The sequence below is a fragment of the Pseudomonas sp. SDO5532_S415 genome (assembly GCF_054071155.1).
Genome location: NZ_JBSVWS010000018.1, coordinates 37274 through 55421 on the forward strand (window position 1 = coordinate 37274; position 18148 = coordinate 55421).

At 57.5% G+C, this 18148-nt stretch carries 17 protein-coding genes; 13 read left to right on the top strand and 4 right to left on the bottom strand.

Annotation, left to right across the window (positions count from 1 at the left end):
- The first annotated feature begins 1 nt into the window (after nt 1).
- The gene (locus tag ACW9HW_RS07720) at nt 2–553 is read left to right on the top strand and encodes a DUF6990 domain-containing protein (protein WP_457399236.1); all 552 of its coding nucleotides are present in this window, start codon (nt 2–4) and stop codon (nt 551–553) included.
- Nucleotides 554–691: 138 nt separating this feature from the next.
- On the opposite strand, the gene ACW9HW_RS07725 is transcribed toward ACW9HW_RS07720, so the two are convergent.
- Together ACW9HW_RS07725 and ACW9HW_RS07730 are read right to left on the bottom strand one after the other, a co-directional pair.
- Nucleotides 692–1078, bottom strand: a complete 387-nt coding sequence (locus ACW9HW_RS07725) for a cupin domain-containing protein (protein ID WP_457399237.1) — start codon at nt 1076–1078, stop codon at nt 692–694.
- A 97-nt stretch (nt 1079–1175) separates the two neighbouring features.
- Nucleotides 1176–1988: an AraC family transcriptional regulator gene (locus ACW9HW_RS07730; RefSeq protein WP_457399239.1), complete on the bottom strand. Its 813-nt coding sequence runs from the start codon at nt 1986–1988 to the stop codon at nt 1176–1178.
- 187 nt (nt 1989–2175) lie between these two features.
- On the opposite strand from ACW9HW_RS07730, the gene ACW9HW_RS07735 reads away from it, so the two are divergent.
- Entirely contained in the window at nt 2176–3093 is a 918-nt protein-coding gene (locus ACW9HW_RS07735) for a LysR substrate-binding domain-containing protein (protein ID WP_095195220.1), read from the top strand.
- 116 nt (nt 3094–3209) lie between these two features.
- Here ACW9HW_RS07735 and leuD read toward each other — a convergent pair whose 3' ends face one another.
- Together leuD and leuC are read right to left on the bottom strand one after the other, a co-directional pair.
- Complete coding sequence (gene leuD, locus ACW9HW_RS07740; RefSeq protein WP_457399242.1) at nt 3210–3818, bottom strand: 3-isopropylmalate dehydratase small subunit; 609 nt, start codon at nt 3816–3818, stop codon at nt 3210–3212.
- A 3-nt stretch (nt 3819–3821) separates the two neighbouring features.
- Nucleotides 3822–5243, bottom strand: coding sequence for a 3-isopropylmalate dehydratase large subunit (gene leuC, locus ACW9HW_RS07745; RefSeq protein ID WP_457399244.1), 1422 nt, complete (start codon nt 5241–5243; stop codon nt 3822–3824).
- A 449-nt stretch (nt 5244–5692) separates the two neighbouring features.
- On the opposite strand from leuC, the gene ACW9HW_RS07750 reads away from it, so the two are divergent.
- From ACW9HW_RS07750 to ACW9HW_RS07800, 11 genes are all read left to right on the top strand, one after another.
- Nucleotides 5693–6379 carry a GntR family transcriptional regulator gene (locus ACW9HW_RS07750; RefSeq protein ID WP_095195223.1) on the top strand — a complete coding sequence of 229 codons (687 nt, stop codon included), beginning with the start codon at nt 5693–5695 and terminating at the stop codon, nt 6377–6379.
- Nucleotides 6380–6563: 184 nt separating this feature from the next.
- The gene (locus tag ACW9HW_RS07755) at nt 6564–7415 is read left to right on the top strand and encodes a glycine betaine ABC transporter substrate-binding protein (protein WP_457399246.1); all 852 of its coding nucleotides are present in this window, start codon (nt 6564–6566) and stop codon (nt 7413–7415) included.
- Nucleotides 7416–7584: 169 nt separating this feature from the next.
- A complete protein-coding gene (locus ACW9HW_RS07760) occupies nt 7585–8703 on the top strand; it encodes a quaternary amine ABC transporter ATP-binding protein (RefSeq protein ID WP_457399248.1) in 1119 nt (372 codons plus the stop codon).
- Nucleotides 8700–9548, top strand: coding sequence for an ABC transporter permease (locus ACW9HW_RS07765; RefSeq protein WP_095195226.1), 849 nt, complete (start codon nt 8700–8702; stop codon nt 9546–9548). Before ACW9HW_RS07760 ends, ACW9HW_RS07765 begins: the two co-directional genes overlap by 4 nt.
- The gene (locus ACW9HW_RS07770) at nt 9545–10396 is read left to right on the top strand and encodes an ABC transporter permease (RefSeq protein ID WP_095195227.1); all 852 of its coding nucleotides are present in this window, start codon (nt 9545–9547) and stop codon (nt 10394–10396) included. Before ACW9HW_RS07765 ends, ACW9HW_RS07770 begins: the two co-directional genes overlap by 4 nt.
- 293 nt (nt 10397–10689) lie before the next feature.
- Nucleotides 10690–11700 carry a GlxA family transcriptional regulator gene (locus tag ACW9HW_RS07775; protein WP_170948686.1) on the top strand — a complete coding sequence of 337 codons (1011 nt, stop codon included), beginning with the start codon at nt 10690–10692 and terminating at the stop codon, nt 11698–11700.
- 300 nt (nt 11701–12000) lie between these two features.
- Entirely contained in the window at nt 12001–12723 is a 723-nt protein-coding gene (locus ACW9HW_RS07780; protein ID WP_095195229.1) for a GntR family transcriptional regulator, read from the top strand.
- A 107-nt stretch (nt 12724–12830) separates the two neighbouring features.
- Complete coding sequence (locus ACW9HW_RS07785) at nt 12831–14150, top strand: NAD(P)/FAD-dependent oxidoreductase (RefSeq protein ID WP_457399251.1); 1320 nt, start codon at nt 12831–12833, stop codon at nt 14148–14150.
- Nucleotides 14151–14320: 170 nt separating this feature from the next.
- Nucleotides 14321–15649 (top strand): MFS transporter, encoded by a 1329-nt coding sequence (locus ACW9HW_RS07790; RefSeq protein ID WP_457399252.1) that lies wholly within the window; start codon nt 14321–14323, stop codon nt 15647–15649.
- Nucleotides 15650–15680: 31 nt separating this feature from the next.
- On the top strand, nt 15681–16592 hold the full coding sequence (locus tag ACW9HW_RS07795; protein ID WP_457399254.1) for a dihydrodipicolinate synthase family protein: 912 nt from the start codon (nt 15681–15683) through the stop codon (nt 16590–16592).
- Nucleotides 16585–18081: an aldehyde dehydrogenase gene (locus ACW9HW_RS07800; RefSeq protein ID WP_457399256.1), complete on the top strand. Its 1497-nt coding sequence runs from the start codon at nt 16585–16587 to the stop codon at nt 18079–18081. Before ACW9HW_RS07795 ends, ACW9HW_RS07800 begins: the two co-directional genes overlap by 8 nt.
- The last annotated feature ends 67 nt before the right edge of the window (nt 18082–18148 follow it).

Here is an 18148-nt window from a genome sequence, read left to right on the forward strand (position 1 = left end):
AATGAAAGAAAAAGATGTGGTTTCAATCTTGAAGGCGCAGGGCTGGGTTTGTAGCAAAGATGAGGTTGGGAATTATTTTTGCGTGACAGATATTGGTGGGGTTAAAGTTCAAGTAATCCCGTCTGTAGGGGAACGCCCGGACCATTTTCGAGTGTCGCTTATACCCTCGGTTTCGACCGAGGAGTTCTCGGAGACTGTTGCTTTTGTACAGGGAGAGGGAAGCGGCTATTCGCCGGTCATAGTTAGTAATGAGCCCCCGGAGAAGTTACCCGACTTTTCTGGTGATGATGTTCTTAGGATGTCTGAGAAAGCCATATCTTGGGCTCGCTCTCAGAATATTGAATCTGGCCTGATGGGTTATAGAAATCTGCCGACTGACGCTAAAGGTGCGATGCCGCTTCGGCACTTGGCTGCATTGGCAGTAGCTGGTGACGTTGAACGATTGGAAGGTTACAAGAAGAGCTTTGACATGGGAGATAGGCTTGGGTTTGTACCTTACATTACTGCTAGCATGATTGATCGAGCAATCTTGAAAGCCAAAATTGCAAAATAGAGTACTCTTGAATACTCCCCACCTTTGACACGGGTAAAGGGGACGGTAAAGGGGACAGATTTATTTTTCAAACGAAAAGCGAAAAAGGGGACAAACCACGTTTTTCCTGGATGAAAAACGTGGACTGTCCCTCCTGCCCTAAATCCAGACGTCATTCTCTGCTGTTTTATCTCCTGCCTCATCGCCTGTATTCAATACACCGCTAGGCTCGATCAGCAACAACTTCACCTCGCGTTCCGCGTACGGTTTGTGCTCTGTGCCCTTAGGCACTACATACATTTCACCTTGCTCGATCAGCACCGCTCCATCCCTGAAATCAATGCGAAGCTGTCCTTCCAATACGATAAAAGCTTCATCCGTGTCAGCATGGCAATGCCAGATGAAATCTCCTTCGAGCTTCACAATTTTGAACTGGTAGTCGTTCATTTTTGCGATGACTTTGGGTGCCCATTGTTCACTGAAGAGGGCGTATTTCTTCGAGAAGTTGATTGCAGAGTAGTGCGCCACAACGGATGTATCAGGCATTTGAGTCTCTCAAATTATCAAGAAATCGAAACCTGACCTTAAGCGGGAAGCGAAGCGGCGTATTGCACGATTGTGCAGGTCAAGGACGGCAGTCTGGTCAAAACTGTTTCAGACGCGTCAGCCAGCGTCCGGGCGGCACGCCATAGGTCTGGATAAACTGACGAGTCAAATGGCTTTGGTCGAAGAATCCCGCCGATAGGGCTGTTTCTGCCAACGGATAGCCCGACTTCAGCAGGGCCCTGGCGAGATCGAGTCGTCGCTGAGTCATGTACCGATAGGGGCTCGTACCGTACAGCGCACGGAAGTCTCTGCTGAGGCTCCACCGATCCCGACCACTCGCCTGTGACAGTTCATCCAGTGTTACCACACGATCCAGTGCAGAATGAATAAACGCCCGTGCCCGCTCCGCAGCGACAAAGTCCAGTGCCTTGCGGGCCACCCTCCGCCCTGATACCTGATCCAGCGCTTGCGCCAGGTCATAAAGCACGTCGTCTTCCTCAAGCGGCTCCATCGCGGAGTCCAGGTTGCACAACAACGCCCGAGTAGCGCGATACAAACGAGGGTCATCAGATAACCCCCCTTCAATAAACGGCAGCGGCTTGCCACCCAATATCTGCTGAATCAAAGCGGGCTGGATGTACACCATCCGATAACGAAACCCTTCCTCAGTACCTGCTTGACCGTCATGCACCTCATCAGGATGCAGCACCAGGATATTGCCAGGCAGACTGTGACGTTGGCAGCGACGGTACTGAAAGCTTTGAACGCCGGACAGGGTTGTGCCGATGGCATAAGTGTCGTGACGGTGGGGGGTGAAGCCATGCCCGTTAAAGAAGGCTTCGATGCGTTCCATTTTTTGGAGTTCGGGCGAGTATTTGACCCAGTCGCCAGCAGGAATGTGATCCGACATAGTGCAGCACCAAGGCGATGATGGTTACACAGTACCAGACTCCACAAATGCCTTCAGGCACTCGGGTTCAGACCAATGACCGCAACAACACCGTCGTCAGCATCACCACGCCAGGAGCGAGTTGCTAGCCCATGGATCGATGTTATTCTTCGCAAATAGATTGTTAAATAGTGTAAGTATGAGGCATATGAACACGAATCGTGATCAATTTCCTTTGCCTGAAGACCTCAAGGTTTTCCTCACCGTGGTGCGTAAAAATGGCTTCGCCAGCGCCGCTGAAGAGCTGGGCTACTCGCCGGCCTACATCAGCAAACGCATTTCCGTGCTGGAAACCACGCTGTCGACACGGCTGTTGCACCGCACCACCCGACGTATCGCACTGACCGACGACGGCGAACGGGTGCGGGTGTGGGCCGAGAAACTGCTGGGCGACTTTGACGATTTTGTCGGTGAAATTTCCGAGGCCCGGCAGCAGCCCATGGGCTCGTTGCACATCTGCAGCAGCTTTGGTTTTGGCCGTAATCATGTCGCCCCGGCCATCTGCAAGTTGTCGCAGACCTACCCGAAACTGGAGATTCGTCTCGATGTGTTCGATCGCGTGGTGGATATCGTTGGCGAGGGTTTCGACCTGGAGATTCGTGTCGGCGATGACCTGCCGGGTCAGCACCTGGGTCGCAAGCTGGTGAGCAATCGGCGCGTGCTGTGTGCGACGCCGGAGTACCTGGCGCGGCGCGGAATGCCACACTCGCTGGCGGACTTGAAAGACCATGATTGCCTGGTGTTGAAAGAGCGCAACTATGCTTTTGGCGTGTGGAACCTGACCCGGAATGGGCAAGAGGAATCGGTACGTGTCAGCGGCCCGTTGTCCTCCAACAGCGGCGAGATCGTTCTGGAGTGGGCCTTGAGCGGCGGAGGGATCCTGCTGCGTTCGATGTGGGACGTCAAACCGATGCTGGAGCAGGGGCGACTGGTGCAAGTGCTGCATGACTACACCCAGAGCGCCAATGTCTGGGCGGTCTATCCGACCCGGCTCAGCCAGTCGGCGAAATTGCGGGTTTGCGTCGAGTTTCTGGAAGATTACTTTCGCGATCTGTCAGTCGAATGAAGAGCCCTCTGTGGGAGCGAGCCTGCTCGCGAAAGCGGTGTATCAGGCGGCATTAACGTCAACTGATACAGCCTATTCGCGAGCAGGCTCGCTCCCACAGGTACAGCGTACTTCCGTCAGGCTAGCCAAGGGTTGTCCGCCAGATGCTGCACCTCAAAACGGCGAATCTGCTCGGCACGCTGCAGCGTCGTGCCGATGGCATCCAACCCCGATAGCAGTGATTGTTTGCGCAGCTGATCTATCTCGAACGGGATCACGTCGCCGTCAGCCAGCGCGATGGTTTGCTCCGGCAGGTTGACGCTGATCCGCGCCGTCGCTGCGACGCTGGTCACCTCGGCAATCTGCTTCAGTCGAACCTCGCAAAGCTGGATCGCCAACACCCCGTTGCGCTGGCAGTTGTCATAGAAAATCCCGGCGAAACTCGTGCCGATCAAGGCCCGGATGCCCACTTGCTTCAAGCCCCAGACTGCGTGCTCGCGACTGGAGCCGCAGCCGAAGTTGGGGCCGACGACCAGAAAGGCTGCATCGTTCCAGGCGGGTTGGTTGAGGATGAACTCAGGATTGGGCTCGCCCGATTGCAGGAAGCGCAGATCGAAGAACAATCCCTGTTCCAGCCCCTGGCGATCGATGCCCTTGAGAAACTGCTTGGGCATGATCACATCGGTGTCGATGTTGGCTGCCAGCAGTGGCGCGGCACTGCCGCTGACCGTAGTGAAAGGTTGCATGGTTCAAGCCTCCAGAGCGAATGAGCGGACGTCGGTCAAATGCCCGGTGATCGCGGCGGCCGCGACCATCGCCGGGCTCATCAGGTGCGTGCGCGCACCGGCACCCTGACGGCCTTCAAAGTTGCGATTGGTACTGGAGGCGCAGCGGTCGCCCGGCGCGAGTACATCGTCATTCATGGCCAGGCACATCGAGCAACCGGATTGCCGCCACTCGAAACCGGCATCGAGGAAGACCTGCGCCAGCCCCTCGCTTTCAGCCTGATTGCGAACCAGTGTCGAGCCGGGAACGATCATCGCCCGTACATGAGCGGCCACGCGTTTGCCACGTACGACACGGGCGACGTCACGCAGATCCTCGATGCGCGCGTTGGTGCAGGAACCGATGAAGGCATGGCTGATCATCACGTCGCTGAGCGGCATGCCGGGCTTCAGGCCCATGTAGTCGAGCGCGCGCTGCATGCCCTGGCGCAGGATCAGGTCCGGCTGGCTGGCGGGGTCCGGGACACGGCTACCGACCGGTGCGGCCTGATCGGGGCTGGTGCCCCAGGTGACCATGGGCTCCAAGGCACTGACATCAAGGGTCACCTCGCGATCGAACAGGGCGCCTTCATCACTGTGAAGACCTCTCCATGTGGCGACAGCCTGTTCCCACAACTCGTCCCGGGGCGCGCGCGGTTTGTTTCGCAGGTAGGCAAACACCTTGTCATCCGGCGCCATGAACGCACCCCGGGCGCCAGCCTCGACGGCCATGTTGCAAATGGTCATGCGCGCTTCCACGCTGAGTTCGGCGATCGCTGGCCCGGCGAATTCAATCGCATAACCCGTGGCCCCCGAGGCTCCGATTTTTTCGATCAGGGCCATGATAATGTCCTTGGACGTCAGCCCGCTGCCGAGCAAGCCGTTGACTGTCACGCGCATGGTCTTCAGGCGTTTGTAGACCAAGGTTTGCGAGGCCAGCAGGTGTTCGATTTCAGAGGTGCCGATACCAAACCCGAACCCACCCAGGGCGCCGTAGGTGGTGGTGTGGCTGTCGCCGGCAGCGACGACCATGCCTGGCAGGATAAAACCTTGTTCCGGGGCCACCACATGTTCGATCCCCTGGCGTGTATCCAGCACGTCGAACAACTCGATGCCGAAATCACGGCAGTTTTCTTCGAAGTACGAAACCTGACGTGCACCCCCGGCATCCGCCATCGTGGCAATGCGTGTCGGGGTCGTGGGGTTCACATGGTCGACCACGGCCAGCGTCGCGCCCGGACGCCAGACGCTGCGCCTCGACTCGCGCAGGCCGCTGAAGGCCTGCGGACTGGTGTATTCGTTGGCGACCTGGCGATCGATGTACAACAGCACATGGCCCTGGTCGTCGAGTTCGCAAACGGTGTGACTGTCGATGTGCTTCTGGTAGAGCGTTCTTGGACGGGGCATGGAATGGGCTCTCTAATCGGTCATGTGCGAGATCACGGGTTCTGACGCATGGATAGAATATTCGTCGCGGATCTTGCATCAAGACTCAATAAGTGATGGCGTTGCGCACGGTTTGTGAATAATCAGCGCCTCGATCTGATAGTGAACATGGCGTTGGCGCTCTAGCAGATGTCGCGCCAGGGCAACCCCTTTTGTGGCGTGACTCAATTCCCGCCAGACAGGCCATTCAATTCGCGACAGAAAACATTCCTGTTAGCGACCACCTCAATTCACGCACTTAAATTCAAGCCCCTGTTTTTCAAGGGCTTGAGCAATTTTGCATGTGTGTTCTTACAGTATTTTTTGTGTATACATAAAAAATACAAAGCATTGACGGTACCCGAAACCCGTGCGAATCTGATTTCAACAACATGTCATAAGCGCTGATTCGACTGCCCTGGAGGTCTTTTGTGAAAAACGGCAAGAGCACTCTTTACGACGACCTCAAGCGTCAGATCCTCACCATGGAACTCGACCCTGACGAGGCGCTGGACGAGGTGGCGATCAGCGAGCGCTACGGCCTGTCACGGACCCCGGTGCGCGAGGTGTTCCGGCGCCTGGCCGGTGAGGGCTACATCGATATCCGGGAAAACCGGGGCGCGCGGGTGATTCCGATGAACCATTCGACGTTGCGCAACTTCTTCCTGGTCGCACCGATGGTCTACGCGGCGATCGGTCGCCTGGCGGTGCAAAACTTCAAGGCCCACCAACTGGTCGACCTCAAGGAAACCCAGCGCCGTTTCCGCGCTGCGACGGTGTCCCGCGATGCGCTGATGATGGTGGTGGAGAACAATCGCTTTCACGCGATCATGGGTGAAATGGCCGGCAACCAGTATCTGGAGCCCAGCCTGGAGCGATTGCTGATTGATCACGCACGTATCGGCCATACGTTTTTCCGTCCTCGCGACGAGGACACGGAACGACGCCTTGAACTTTCAGCCGAGCATCACGATTCATTTATTGTCGCTATCGAAAATCGTGACGAGAGCGCCGTGGTGGACCTGGTGTTTGAGCATTGGGAGCTTTCCCGCGAAAACATGGAAATGTTTATAGCGCCTCAAGGGATGAAAGCGGACCTTCCGTTTGCATTTAAATAATATTGATCCCGGCCCGATCAATATAAGTTTCTGCCCCAGCGGCAGACTGCATTGAGTGTCAATTCAAGTGTGAGTTGACAGGCAATAAACGCTGAACCGGATGGTGGACTTAACGTTTCACACCACGGGCTTCTATTGTTTAGAGGCTGATAAAAACAGATTTCATCGAAGATCGAGGAACGCCATGAACAAGTTTTTTAAGGCAGTCTGCGCGGTCGCGCTCATGGGCATGGCAATACTGCCTGTTCACGCGCAAGAGAAGACCATTACGGTGGGAACTTTGTCATGGGAGGATTTGACGCCCATTACCGGTATTACCAAAAAAGTACTTGAAGACTCCGGTTATACCGTAAAGGTCATCGAGTTCTCCGAGTGGGGCATCGCCTACGCGGCACTGACCAAAGGCGATATCCAGGTGCTGGCTTCGCAGACCGACTATGCGGCGCACGATTACTGGAACAAGAACAAGAACCGCCTGGAAAAACTGTCGCCGGTGTCTTACGGCCTCTACCAGGCAATCGCGGTGCCCAAGTACGTCGACATCGACTCGCTCGAACAGCTCAATGACAACGCCGACAAGTTTGGCGGGAAAATCATCGGTATCGAACCGGGCTCCGGCCTGATGAGTGATGCCACCAAGGCGGTCAAGGACTACGGCATCAAGCTGCAACTGCTTGAAGGCAGTACCGCTGCCATGACCGCTGCGCTGAAGTCGGCGGTCGATCGTAAAGAGTGGGTGGCGGTGACTGTCTGGGAACCGTCCTGGATGGCGCAGAAGTTTGATCTGAAGTTCCTCAAGGATCCAAAAGGCGTATTTCCGCCGCCACAAGGCTACTACTGGATCGGACATAAGGGTTTTACCCAGGAATACCCGCATGCCCGTGAAGTCATTGCCAGTGTTTATGTTCCACTGGGCGATATCACAAATATAAATGGCCAGGTTAAAGACGGAAAAAGCATGGAGCAGGCGGTTAACGACTGGACTACCAAAAATGCCGACCTGTTGAAGCGTTGGGAAAATATCAAGAAGCCATAATCATGTAGGAGCGAGCTTGCTCGCGATGGACTTAAGGGCGACGCGTTCAATCAGGCGCCCCTCGTTATCGTTAACGCCCATCGCGAGCAAGCTCGCTCCTACAAATCATGCCACTGCCGAGTTTTGATCAATTAGAAAAACCAGCAAAACTGGTTCAATAGGCAAAAAAATGAATACGGTCAAAATAGACACTAACGAAGTGCTCGTGGATTGTCAGTCAGTCTGGAAAATCTTCGGTCAGAACGCCAAGGCGGCGATGGATGCTGTGGTGCAAAAGGGACTCAGTAAAACCCAGATCCTGCAGGATTATGGCTGCGTGGTCGGGGTCTCTGATGTCAGTCTCCAGGTCCGTCGTGGCGAGATCTTTTGCATCATGGGACTGTCCGGCAGTGGCAAGTCCACCCTCATCAGGCTACTCAACAAGCTGATCACCCCCAGTTCCGGCAAGGTTCTGGTCAAAGGCAATGACCTTGCCGCCCTGTCTCCCGCGAAACTGCGGGAAGTCAGGGCACGCAACATCGGCATGGTGTTCCAGAGTGTCGCCTTGCTGCCCAATCGCACGGTGCTGGAAAACACCGCGTTTGGCCTGGAAGTGCAGGGCGTCGGTAAAGCCGAGCGCTATCAGGTGGCGGAGCGGGCATTGGCCAAGGTCGGCTTGACCGACTGGTCTTCGCGTTACCCCAGTGAACTGTCCGGCGGGATGCAGCAACGGGTCGGTCTGGCGCGGGCCATTACCGCAGACCCTGAAGTCATCCTGATGGACGAACCCTTCAGTGCGCTGGATCCGCTGATTCGTCGGCAGTTGCAGGATGAATTCCGCCAGTTGACCAAGGACCTTGGCAAGTCCGCGGTGTTCATTACCCACGACCTGGAAGAGGCAATCCGCATCGGCGATCGCATCGCGATCATGAAAGATGGGGTGATCATCCAGGTCGGCACCGCCGAAGAGATTGTCCTCAATCCGGCGGATGACTACGTGGCTGAGTTTGTTGCCGGCATTTCCCGCTTGCACCTGGTCAAGGCCCATTCGGTCATGACCCCGGTGGCGGCATTCCAGGCGGCCAATCCATCCTGTGATCTCACGCGGCTGCCGAAAGCCTCGGCGGAAGCCGATCTCGACGAACTGATCGGCCTGACCACGCAATCCAGCCTTGAAGCCATCACCGTCGTGAAAAACGGTGTGGTGGTGGGGGTGATCACCCCGCGCGATCTGCTGCGAGGCGTGCAGGGTCTGCCGAATGAAGTCGCGGCGGAACACGCGGCCACCGTCCTGGAGGCGTCGACATGAGTACGCCCGATTTTTCCTCGCAATTCGACTCGGCTGTCGACTCCGGCCTGGAGTGGCTTTCCGAGAACGGCGAGTTCGTATTCGAGACCTTCAATACGGTATTGGAAGGTATTTTCAAAGGCGTGTTGTGGTGCCTGGCCTACCCACCGTATTACGTGATTGCGATTCTCTTTGGCCTGATCGGCTGGCGCATGGTGGGGCTTCGCTTTGCCGTACTGTCGGCCCTGGCGTTGCTCGCCTGTGCCATGATCGGCCTGTGGCCGGAGACGGTGAGTACGCTGGCATTGGTGCTCACGGCCACGGTATTGGCCTTGATGGTCGCCGTTCCTTTGGGCGTGTTGGCGGGGCTGGCGCCGGTATTCGATCGCGTGGTCGATCCTTGCCTCGACCTGGTCCAGACCATGCCGCCCTACATCTACCTGCTGCCGGCCATTGCATTGCTCGGCTACGGTCCGGCCACGGCCTTGTTGGCGACCTTTATTGTGGCGGTGCCACCCGCGCTGCGCCTGACTTCCCTGGGTATTCGCATGACGCCCAAAGAGTTCATCGAGTTGGGCGAGGCCAGCGGGGTCACCGGGTTGCAGATGTTCTTCAAGATTCGCCTGCCGTTCGCCATGCCCAGCATCATGGCCGGGGTCAACCAGAGCCTGATGATGGCCTTCGGCATGGTGGTGATCGCCGGGATTGTCGGCTCCGGCGGTCTCGGTGAATCGATCTACGGTGCCGTGCGAACGCTGGATATTGCCAAGTCGATCAACGCGGCGATTGCCATCGTGATTCTGACCATGATCCTCGATCGGCTCGCACAGAGTGCGGCGCGGTCGCGGATGGGAGACAACCAATGAGCCTCCTCGATCTGCGTTTCTCGCCCGGTGCGTTTCTCGCCCCCGCTATTGATTGGATGAATGCCAATCTGCACGGTCTGTTCGTGCTGATCAGTAAAGTGATCGAAACCAGCCTGGGCGGTATTGAAAGCGCATTGCTGGCGCCGTCGCCTTATGTGTCGATCGCGGTGGTGGTGGTCCTGGCGTTCATTTTCGCCAACCTGCGGGTGGCGATTTTTGCCGGGCTGATGTTGGCCTTCTGTCTGTTCTCCGGGCTGTGGGTGGCGTCGATGCAGACCATTGCCCTGGTCTCGGTGTCGGTGCTGATCTCGGTATCGATTGCCTTCCCCCTTGGCGTGCTGGCGGCACGGGTCAAGCGCGTCGATGCGGCGTTTCTGCCAATTCTCAACGTGATGCAAACCGTACCGCCGTGGGTCTACCTGATCCCGGCAGTGATGTTGTTCAGCCTCGGTCGCGTACCGGCCATCATCGCAACCATTGTGTATGGCATCCCGCCGATGCTGCGATTGACCACCCTGGCGTTCAAACAGTTGCCCAAGGATCTGCTGGAACTTGGCCAGGCGCTGGGTGCTTCTCCGCGGTCGATTCTATTCAAGATCGAATTGCCCACCGCTGCACCGACGCTGCTGGTCGGATTGAACCAATGCATCTTGCTGTCCCTGGCGATGGTGGTGTTGGCGGGGCTGGTGGGTGCCGGCGGTCTGGGCGCGGAAGTCACCCGTGGCCTGACCCGGATGGAAATGGGCCTGGGGCTTCGTGCGGGTCTGGCGATCGTTGCGGTTGCCTTGCTGCTCGACCGCTTGTCACGCGGCGCCTTGCAACGTCATTCGCCACGGCAGATGGTTTAAGACCGTTGTACCCATCACTTAAGGGTAGGGGGCAGCACAATCCCTGTGGGAGCGAGCCCGCTCCGGGCGGCGTTCCGACGAAAGCGGTGGGTCTGACACATTGATGTTGGCTGTGCCGACGTATTCGCGAGCAGGCTCGCTCCCACATTGTGTACTCCTGAGCAGAGCGGTAAATCCCTCTTGCCCACGGCGTTCAATTTGCGTAAACAGGCCACTCACCGAGCCTGCTCAGGAGTATCAGGTATCAAGGCGTTAATTCACATGTTCGTCAACACGACGAAGCGAGGCGTGCGTTGGTAGAGCGACGTCAGTTCAGCGGTGGCATGAAGGGCAAGAACCTGCGCTACCTCAATGAGCACGAAGGCCAGTCGGTCCGGGCGCGGGCGGGATTTCTGTTGCTGGAGCATTTTTCCTTGCCGGCGTTCACCCAGGCGCTCGACACAGTCATCACCGCCAATTTGCTGCGACCTGAGTTGTTTTCAACGAAAACCTTTGGCTTGACCGAAGGGGAAGTGATCAGCGATCTGGGGTTGGTGATTCGACCCGATGCCTGTCTCAGCCACGCCGAAATCCAGGCCCTGGATTTGCTGGTGGTGTGTGGCGGTTATCGTACCGCGCTCAAGGCCGATGAGGCGTTGACCACCCTGTTGCACGGTGCGGCCGAACTGGGTGTGACCCTGGCGGGCATCTGGAACGGCGCCTGGTTTCTCGGGCGCGCGGGATTGCTGGACGGTTATCGCTGCGCGATTCACCCCGAACATCGCCCGGCACTGGCGGAAATCGCCAAGTTGACGCAAGTCACCAGCGAAGCCTACGTGGTGGACCGCGACCGTCTGACCGCCTCGAGTCCAAACGGCACCTTCTATATGGCGCTGGAGTGGATCAGGGGTCTGCATGACAAGGCGTTGACCGATGGCATTGAAGATATTCTGGCGTTCGAGGCCTCACGTTACCGGCGCATCAAACCCTCGCTGAACGCTTCGGTCTGCGGCCCGTTGCGCGAGGTGGTCAACCTGATGGACGCCAACCTCGAAGAACCGCTGGAGATGGAAGCGCTCTGTGAGTACGCGGGCCGCTCCCGGCGACAGATCGAGCGGCTGTTCAAGGAGCAACTGGGCACCACGCCGCAGCGTTATTACATGGACCTGCGCATCACCGAGGCGCGTCGTTTGCTGCAGCACACCTCGTTGACCATCGTCGAAGTGTCGGTGGCTTGTGGTTTCGTTTCGCCCAGCCACTTCAGCAAGTGCTACAGCTCGTATTTCGGCTATCGCCCATCCAAGGAAACGCGGTTGGTCAAATGACCGCCGCACCGCGGTTTTATAGGAGCGAGCTTGCTCGCGATGGGCTCGAGAGCGCCGCGTGTAACCCGTAAGCACACGTCATCGTTAACGACCATCGCGAGCAAGCTCGCTCCTACAGAACGCCCGCGTTAATACCGTCGTTTTTCAACTCGAATTCATTCCCCATTCACCACCCATCACCTGCCATTGGCCTCTGTTTCTTTTGTGTATTTTAATTGTAGACACAAAGAATAACGTTGTTTTATAGTGAGAATACAGGTAGTAGACAATGCTCACTCACCCGTACGAAGGTTTCTGAAGATGGCCATAAAAGAACTCGATCTGCAGGCTTCCACCGATCTGCCTGTTGACCGTAAAGCTGTGTTGGGCGAAGCGCTGCGGCGGCGGATCCTGAGCATGGAACTGGCACCTGGCGCAGTGGTGGATGAACTGGCCTTGTGCGACGAGTTCGGGCTATCCCGGCCACCGGTGCGTGAGCTCATGCGGCAAATGGCAGCCGAGGGTTACATTGATCTGGAAGCGAACCGCGCCGCGCGGGTTTCCTCGATGAACTATCAATCGCTGCGCAGCTTTTTCCTTGCCGCACCGCTGATCTACATCGCCACCACCCAACTGGCCGCGACCCACGCCACGGCTGCCGAGCTTGTCGAGCTCAAACGTATCCAGGCACTGTTCCGCACCGCCATCGAAGAAAAAGATGTCGAGAAGCGCGTGCTCTACAACGACGAATTCCACCTGCAGATCGGCAAGATGGCACACAACGCCTACCTGATGCCGAGCCTGCAGCGCCTGCTGATCGACCATGCGCGGCTGGGCAAGATTTTCTATCGCCACCCGACCACCGCCGACATGCAGGAAGACCTGGAAGTGGCGGCGGGGCAGCATGACGAAATGATCAGTGCCATTGAAAACCATGACCCGGTTCTGGCCGGGGATATCGTGCGCGCGCACCTGGAGCTGTCCCGTCGACGGATGTCCGAATACGCCGCGCCCGAAGGACTGGAAGTGGCACTTACCTTCTAACAAGCAGTACCGGTTGCACTGGCATAACCACCACTTACACCGTGATGAGATCGTGCAGAAGGGAAGCTTTTAGTACTCACAACTATAAAAGAGCCCAGGTCGCGAAAATGGCAAAGATCAGATACACACCGGCAGACGACTCCACTTGTGGCTGGTTCCACCTGAGTCAACCCAGAGTGGCGCGTGCGTCTCACTCAGGCATCCGCTCGGCCCGCTGGGTGGTGGTGGGTGCCGGGTTCACCGGGCTGGCAGCGGCCCGGCAACTGGCGCTGAACTTTCCGGATGATGAGATCGTATTGATCGAGGCACAGGAGGTCGGGTATGGCGCTTCCGGTAGAAACGCCGGATTCGCCATCGACCTGCCACACGATATTGGCGCCGATGACTATATCGGCGACATCAAGACCGCCAGGATCAGCATGGAGTTGAACCTGACCGGGCAATCGATCTTGAAAAGCCTGGTGGAGAAGCACGGCATCCAGTGTCAGTTCAGCCTGTGCGGCAAGTACCAGGCGGCCATTGAAGACCGGGGTATCGCGGTGCTGGATGCCTACCGCCGTGGTTTGGACAAGCTCGGTCAACCTTACGAGATGATCGAAGAGAAGGACTTGCCCAAGCACATCGGCACCGGCTTCTATCGAAAGGCGCTGTTTACCCCTGGCACGGCACTGGTCCAGCCGGCTGCCCTGGTAAAAGGCCTGGCCGACAGTCTGCCGAGCAACGTGACGCTTTACGAAAACACCCCGATTACCGAAGTGGAGTATGGCGACAAGACCATCCTTACCCATAAGTTCGGCCGTATCGTTGCTGACAAATTGCTGCTGACCAACAACGCGTTCGCCATGAGTTTTGGCTTCTTGAAAGGGCGCATGTTGCCCATCTTCACCTACGCGAGCCTGACCCGGCCGTTGACGGAGCAAGAGCAGGCACGCCTGGGTGGCCGGCCTTATTGGGGCGTGATACCCGCCGACCCTTTCGGCACCACGCTGCGCCGGACCATGGATGATCGCCTGTTGGTGCGCAACAGCTTCAGCTTCAATGCCGATGGGCGCAGCCATCCCAAGTACCTGCAACGGTTCCATCAGCGACACAAGGAATCGTTCGAGCGCCGATTCCCCATGCTCCCGGAGGTGGACTTCGAGTACACCTGGGGCGGCTCGCTGGCCATGTCGAGGAATCACATGGCGCACTTCGGCCAGTTGAGCAACAACGTCTACGGCGCACTGTGCTGCAACGGACTCGGCGTCACGCGGGGCACAGTGACAGGCACGCTGCTGGCCGACTGGCTGGCGGGCAAAAGCAATCACCTGATCGACTTTTTGTTGTCCTCCCCGGGACCGAACAGAAATCCACCTGAGCCGATACTGTCCGCAGGCGTGAACATGAACCTTCTATGGGGTCAGTGCCGCGCAGGAAAGGAAAGCTGATCAAGCAACACGTAAGTTAGATAAGTTCGAATTTAAACGATTGATTGGAAGTTGTTAGTGCTATTGGCGCGTCCATGGCGGCTGACTGTTTTTGATCGAGACGGCTTTCGTTTACCTGGAATTCAGGTCTTTGAGCCCTTCGAATGACCGAGACGTAATAGGAGACAATAATGACAAGTCCTAATACATCCATTGAGGATGTTCCTCTCAATAACTTCCACCGGTTGTTGACGGCCCGTTCGGGAGGCGGGTCGTTTGTCGACGGTTATGTGTTGAGCATTATCGGCATCGCCATGTTGCAAGTAACGTCGGCGCTGAACCTGAGTGAATTCTGGCAAGGCATGATCGCGGCATCGGCCTTGATGGGTGTGTTTTTTGGCGGTTTTATCGGTGGCTGGCTGACGGACAAGCTGGGCCGCAAGACCGTTTATTTTATCGGCCCTTCACTGTTCATCATCTGTTCGCTGGCGCAATTCTGGGTGGAGTCGGCAGCGGCGCTGTTTGCCTTCAGGTTCATCATTGGGCTGGCCGTGGGCATCGAATATCCAGTGGCCACGTCGTTGCTGGTGGAGTTCCTGCCCAAGAAACAACGTGGCCCGCGACTCGCGGCATTGACCATTCTGTGGTTTGCCGGTGCGGCATTTGCTTACGTAGTGGGTAACGCCATCCTCAATGCAGGGGGCGACGATGCCTGGCGTTATGCATTGGCGAGCGCATCGGTCATCGGCGCAGTGCTGCTGTTGCTGCGTGTCGGCACACCGGAATCCGCGCGCTGGCTGTTGAGCAAGGGGCGTGACCGCGAGGCCGAGCGGGTGATCAAGCAGGTGTATGGCTCGCACTATTCATTGCGGGACCTGCCCGAGCAACCCGATGAAAAGAAGATGACTTTCATGGACTTGCTGCATTCCGGTTATGGCAAGCGCTTGTTCTTTGTCTCGGTATTCTGGTCGTGTTCGATTATTCCGGTATTTGCGGTTTATGCCTTCGCGCCCAAAGTTTTGTTGGCACTTAATCTGAAAGGCGAGTGGGCTTCCTATGGCTCCATGGCCATTACGTTGTTGTTTGTCGTTGGTTGTGTACTTGCAACCAGGCTGATCAATACGATCGGTCGGCGCAGCATGTTGATTCATAGTTTTCTCTGGTCGGGTGTTTCGTTGTTGCTGTTGGCAATGTTTTCCAACGGCAACGAATTACTCGTGCTCTTTCTGTTCGGTGCCTACGCGGTGTTTATCGGTGGCGCGCAGGTGCTGCAACTGGTCTACCCGAACGAACTATTCCCCACGGAAATCCGCGCCTTTGCCGTCGGCATCGGCACTTCGCTGTCCCGTGTCGGGGCGGCGGTCGGTACTTACCTGGTGCCGGTTTCACTGCAGACACTGGGTATCGGCAACACCATGTATGTGGCAGCAGGCGTCACCTTTATCGGGTTGACGGCGGCCTGGGCCATGGCACCTGAAACACGCTCGCTGAACTTGCGCGATGCGGCGGCACTGAGTTGAAAAAACATCCCTTACTGATGGAGAGGCAATCATGAAGTTCGAAGGCATCTATACCCCGGCAATCACTCCCTTGACGGCCAATGGCGAGATCGACAAATCGGCCTTCGCCGACGTGCTCGAGTACCTGATCGAATCCAAAGTGCACGGCATCATCATTGGCGGTTCGACCGGTGAGTACTACGCCCACACCGCGCAAGAACGCATCGCACTGGCGACCCAGGCCAAGGACGTGATCGGCGGGCGCTTGCCGCTGGTCATCGGCACCGGCGCCATCCGCACCGAAGATTCGGTGGAATACGCCACGGCTGCCCGCGCCATCAAGGCCGATGCGATACTGGTCGGCTCGCCACCCTATGCACTGCCGACCGAGAAGGAAAACGCCATCCATGCGTTGACCGTCGACCGCGCCGCCGACCTGCCGATCATGCTCTACAACTACCCGGCGCGCATGGGCGTCAGCATGGGCGAGGAGTACTTCGCGGCGGTGGCCGAATCGAAAAACATCGTCGCCATCAAGGAAAGCTCCGGCGACATGGCGCAAGTCCATCGCCTGGCGCGCAACCACCCGAACATTGCCTTGTCCTGCGGTTGGGACGACCAGGCACTGGAGTTCTTTGCCTGGGGCGCGCGCAGCTGGGTGTGTGCCGGTTCCAACTTCATCCCCCGCGAACACGTTGCGCTCTATGAAGCCTGCGTGGTCGAAAAGGATTTCGAAAAAGGGCGCAAGATCATGAGCGCGTTCATGCCGCTGATGGACTTCCTGGAAAGCGGAAAATTCGTGCAGTCGATCAAATACGGCTGCGAACTCAACGGGCTGCGCACCGGCAGTGTGCGTTCGCCGCTGCAACCGCTGTACGAGCACGAAAAACAGGCCCTGAAGGACGTCATCGCCACCCTCAAGCGTGAAGTTGTTCAAGTGATCGGGAGTTCGAACAATGGCTGATCTTCTCAGCGCGGCTGAATATGCCGCCATCGCGCAAACACTGAAGTTTCCCACTGAATCCTTCGTCAACGGCGCGCCGTACACCTCGGGTTCAGGCAAGACCTTCACCACCACCAACCCGGCCACTAACGAAGTGCTGGCCGAGATCACCGCATGCGATGCCAAGGACGTCGATTTCGCCGTGGCCAAGGCCAAGGAGGCTTTCGACGACGGTCGTTGGCACAAGCTCAGCCCCGGCGAGCGCAAGAAAGTGCTGCTGCGCTTTGCCGATCTGCTGGAGCAGAACGCCCACGAACTGTCGGTCATGGAAAGCCTGGACAGCGGCAAGCCGATTCGCGAGTGCCAGCTCACCGATATTCCCGAAACCATTCACACCCTGCGCTGGCATGCCGAGCTGATCGACAAGATCTACGACAACACCGCCCCGGTCGGTTCCGGTGCGATGACCCTGGTGGTGCGTGAAGCCATTGGTGTGGTCGGTCTGGTATTGCCATGGAATTTTCCGCTGTTGATGCTGGCGTGGAAAATCGGCCCGTCCCTGGCCGCCGGTTGCTCGATCATCGTCAAGCCGGCCAAGGAAACCACGCTGACGGCATTGCGTGTCGCCGAACTGGCCCATGAAGCGGGCGTGCCGGCCGGTGTGTTCAACGTGCTGTCGGGTGGTGGCAGTGAAGTCGGGGAGCCATTGGGACGGCACATGGACGTGTCCATGGTCAGCTTCACCGGGTCGACGGCGACCGGTCGCCGCTTCCTCAACTACGCGGCCGATTCGAACCTCAAGCGCATCGTGCTGGAGTGCGGGGGCAAGAACCCGGCGGTGGTGATGAACGACGTCGAAGATCTGGATCTGGTGGCGAGCCATGTGGTCAACGGCGCGTTCTGGAACATGGGGGAAAACTGCTCGGCGTCGTCGCGGCTGATTGTCCATGCCGACATCAAGGACGAGTTGCTCAAACGCATCGGCGTGCAAATGCGCGAGTGGAAAATGGGCAGCCCGCTGGACCCGGAAAATCGCATCGGGTCGATGGTCAGCAAGGCGCACTTCGAGAAAGTCCGCTCTTACCTCGAACACGCTGCTGTCGAGAAGCTCAACGTGGTGTTCGGTGGCAACACCGAGAGCGACATTTTCGTCGAGCCGACCGTGGTCGACGGTGTGGGCGCTGAAAGCCGCCTGTTCCAGGAAGAAATCTTCGGCCCGGTACTCGCCGTGACCACCTTCACCACCATTGACCAGGCCATCGCCCTGGCCAATGACTCGGTATATGGCCTGGCGGCGTCGGTCTACACCGATAACCTGCGCAATGCGATCAAGCTGTCGCGGGAAATCCGCGCAGGGATCGTGACGGTCAACTGCTTCGGTGAGGGTGACGCATCAACGCCGTTCGGTGGCTACAAGGAATCCGGCTTCGGCGGGCGTGACAAGTCGATCTGGGCGCATGATCAGTACACCGAGATCAAGACGATCTGGATCGACGTTTCCGAGCGTTGACTGACTCTTCGCGAGCAGGCTCGCTCCCACAGGGGACTTTTGCGGCCACAACATCTGTGTGCGCATT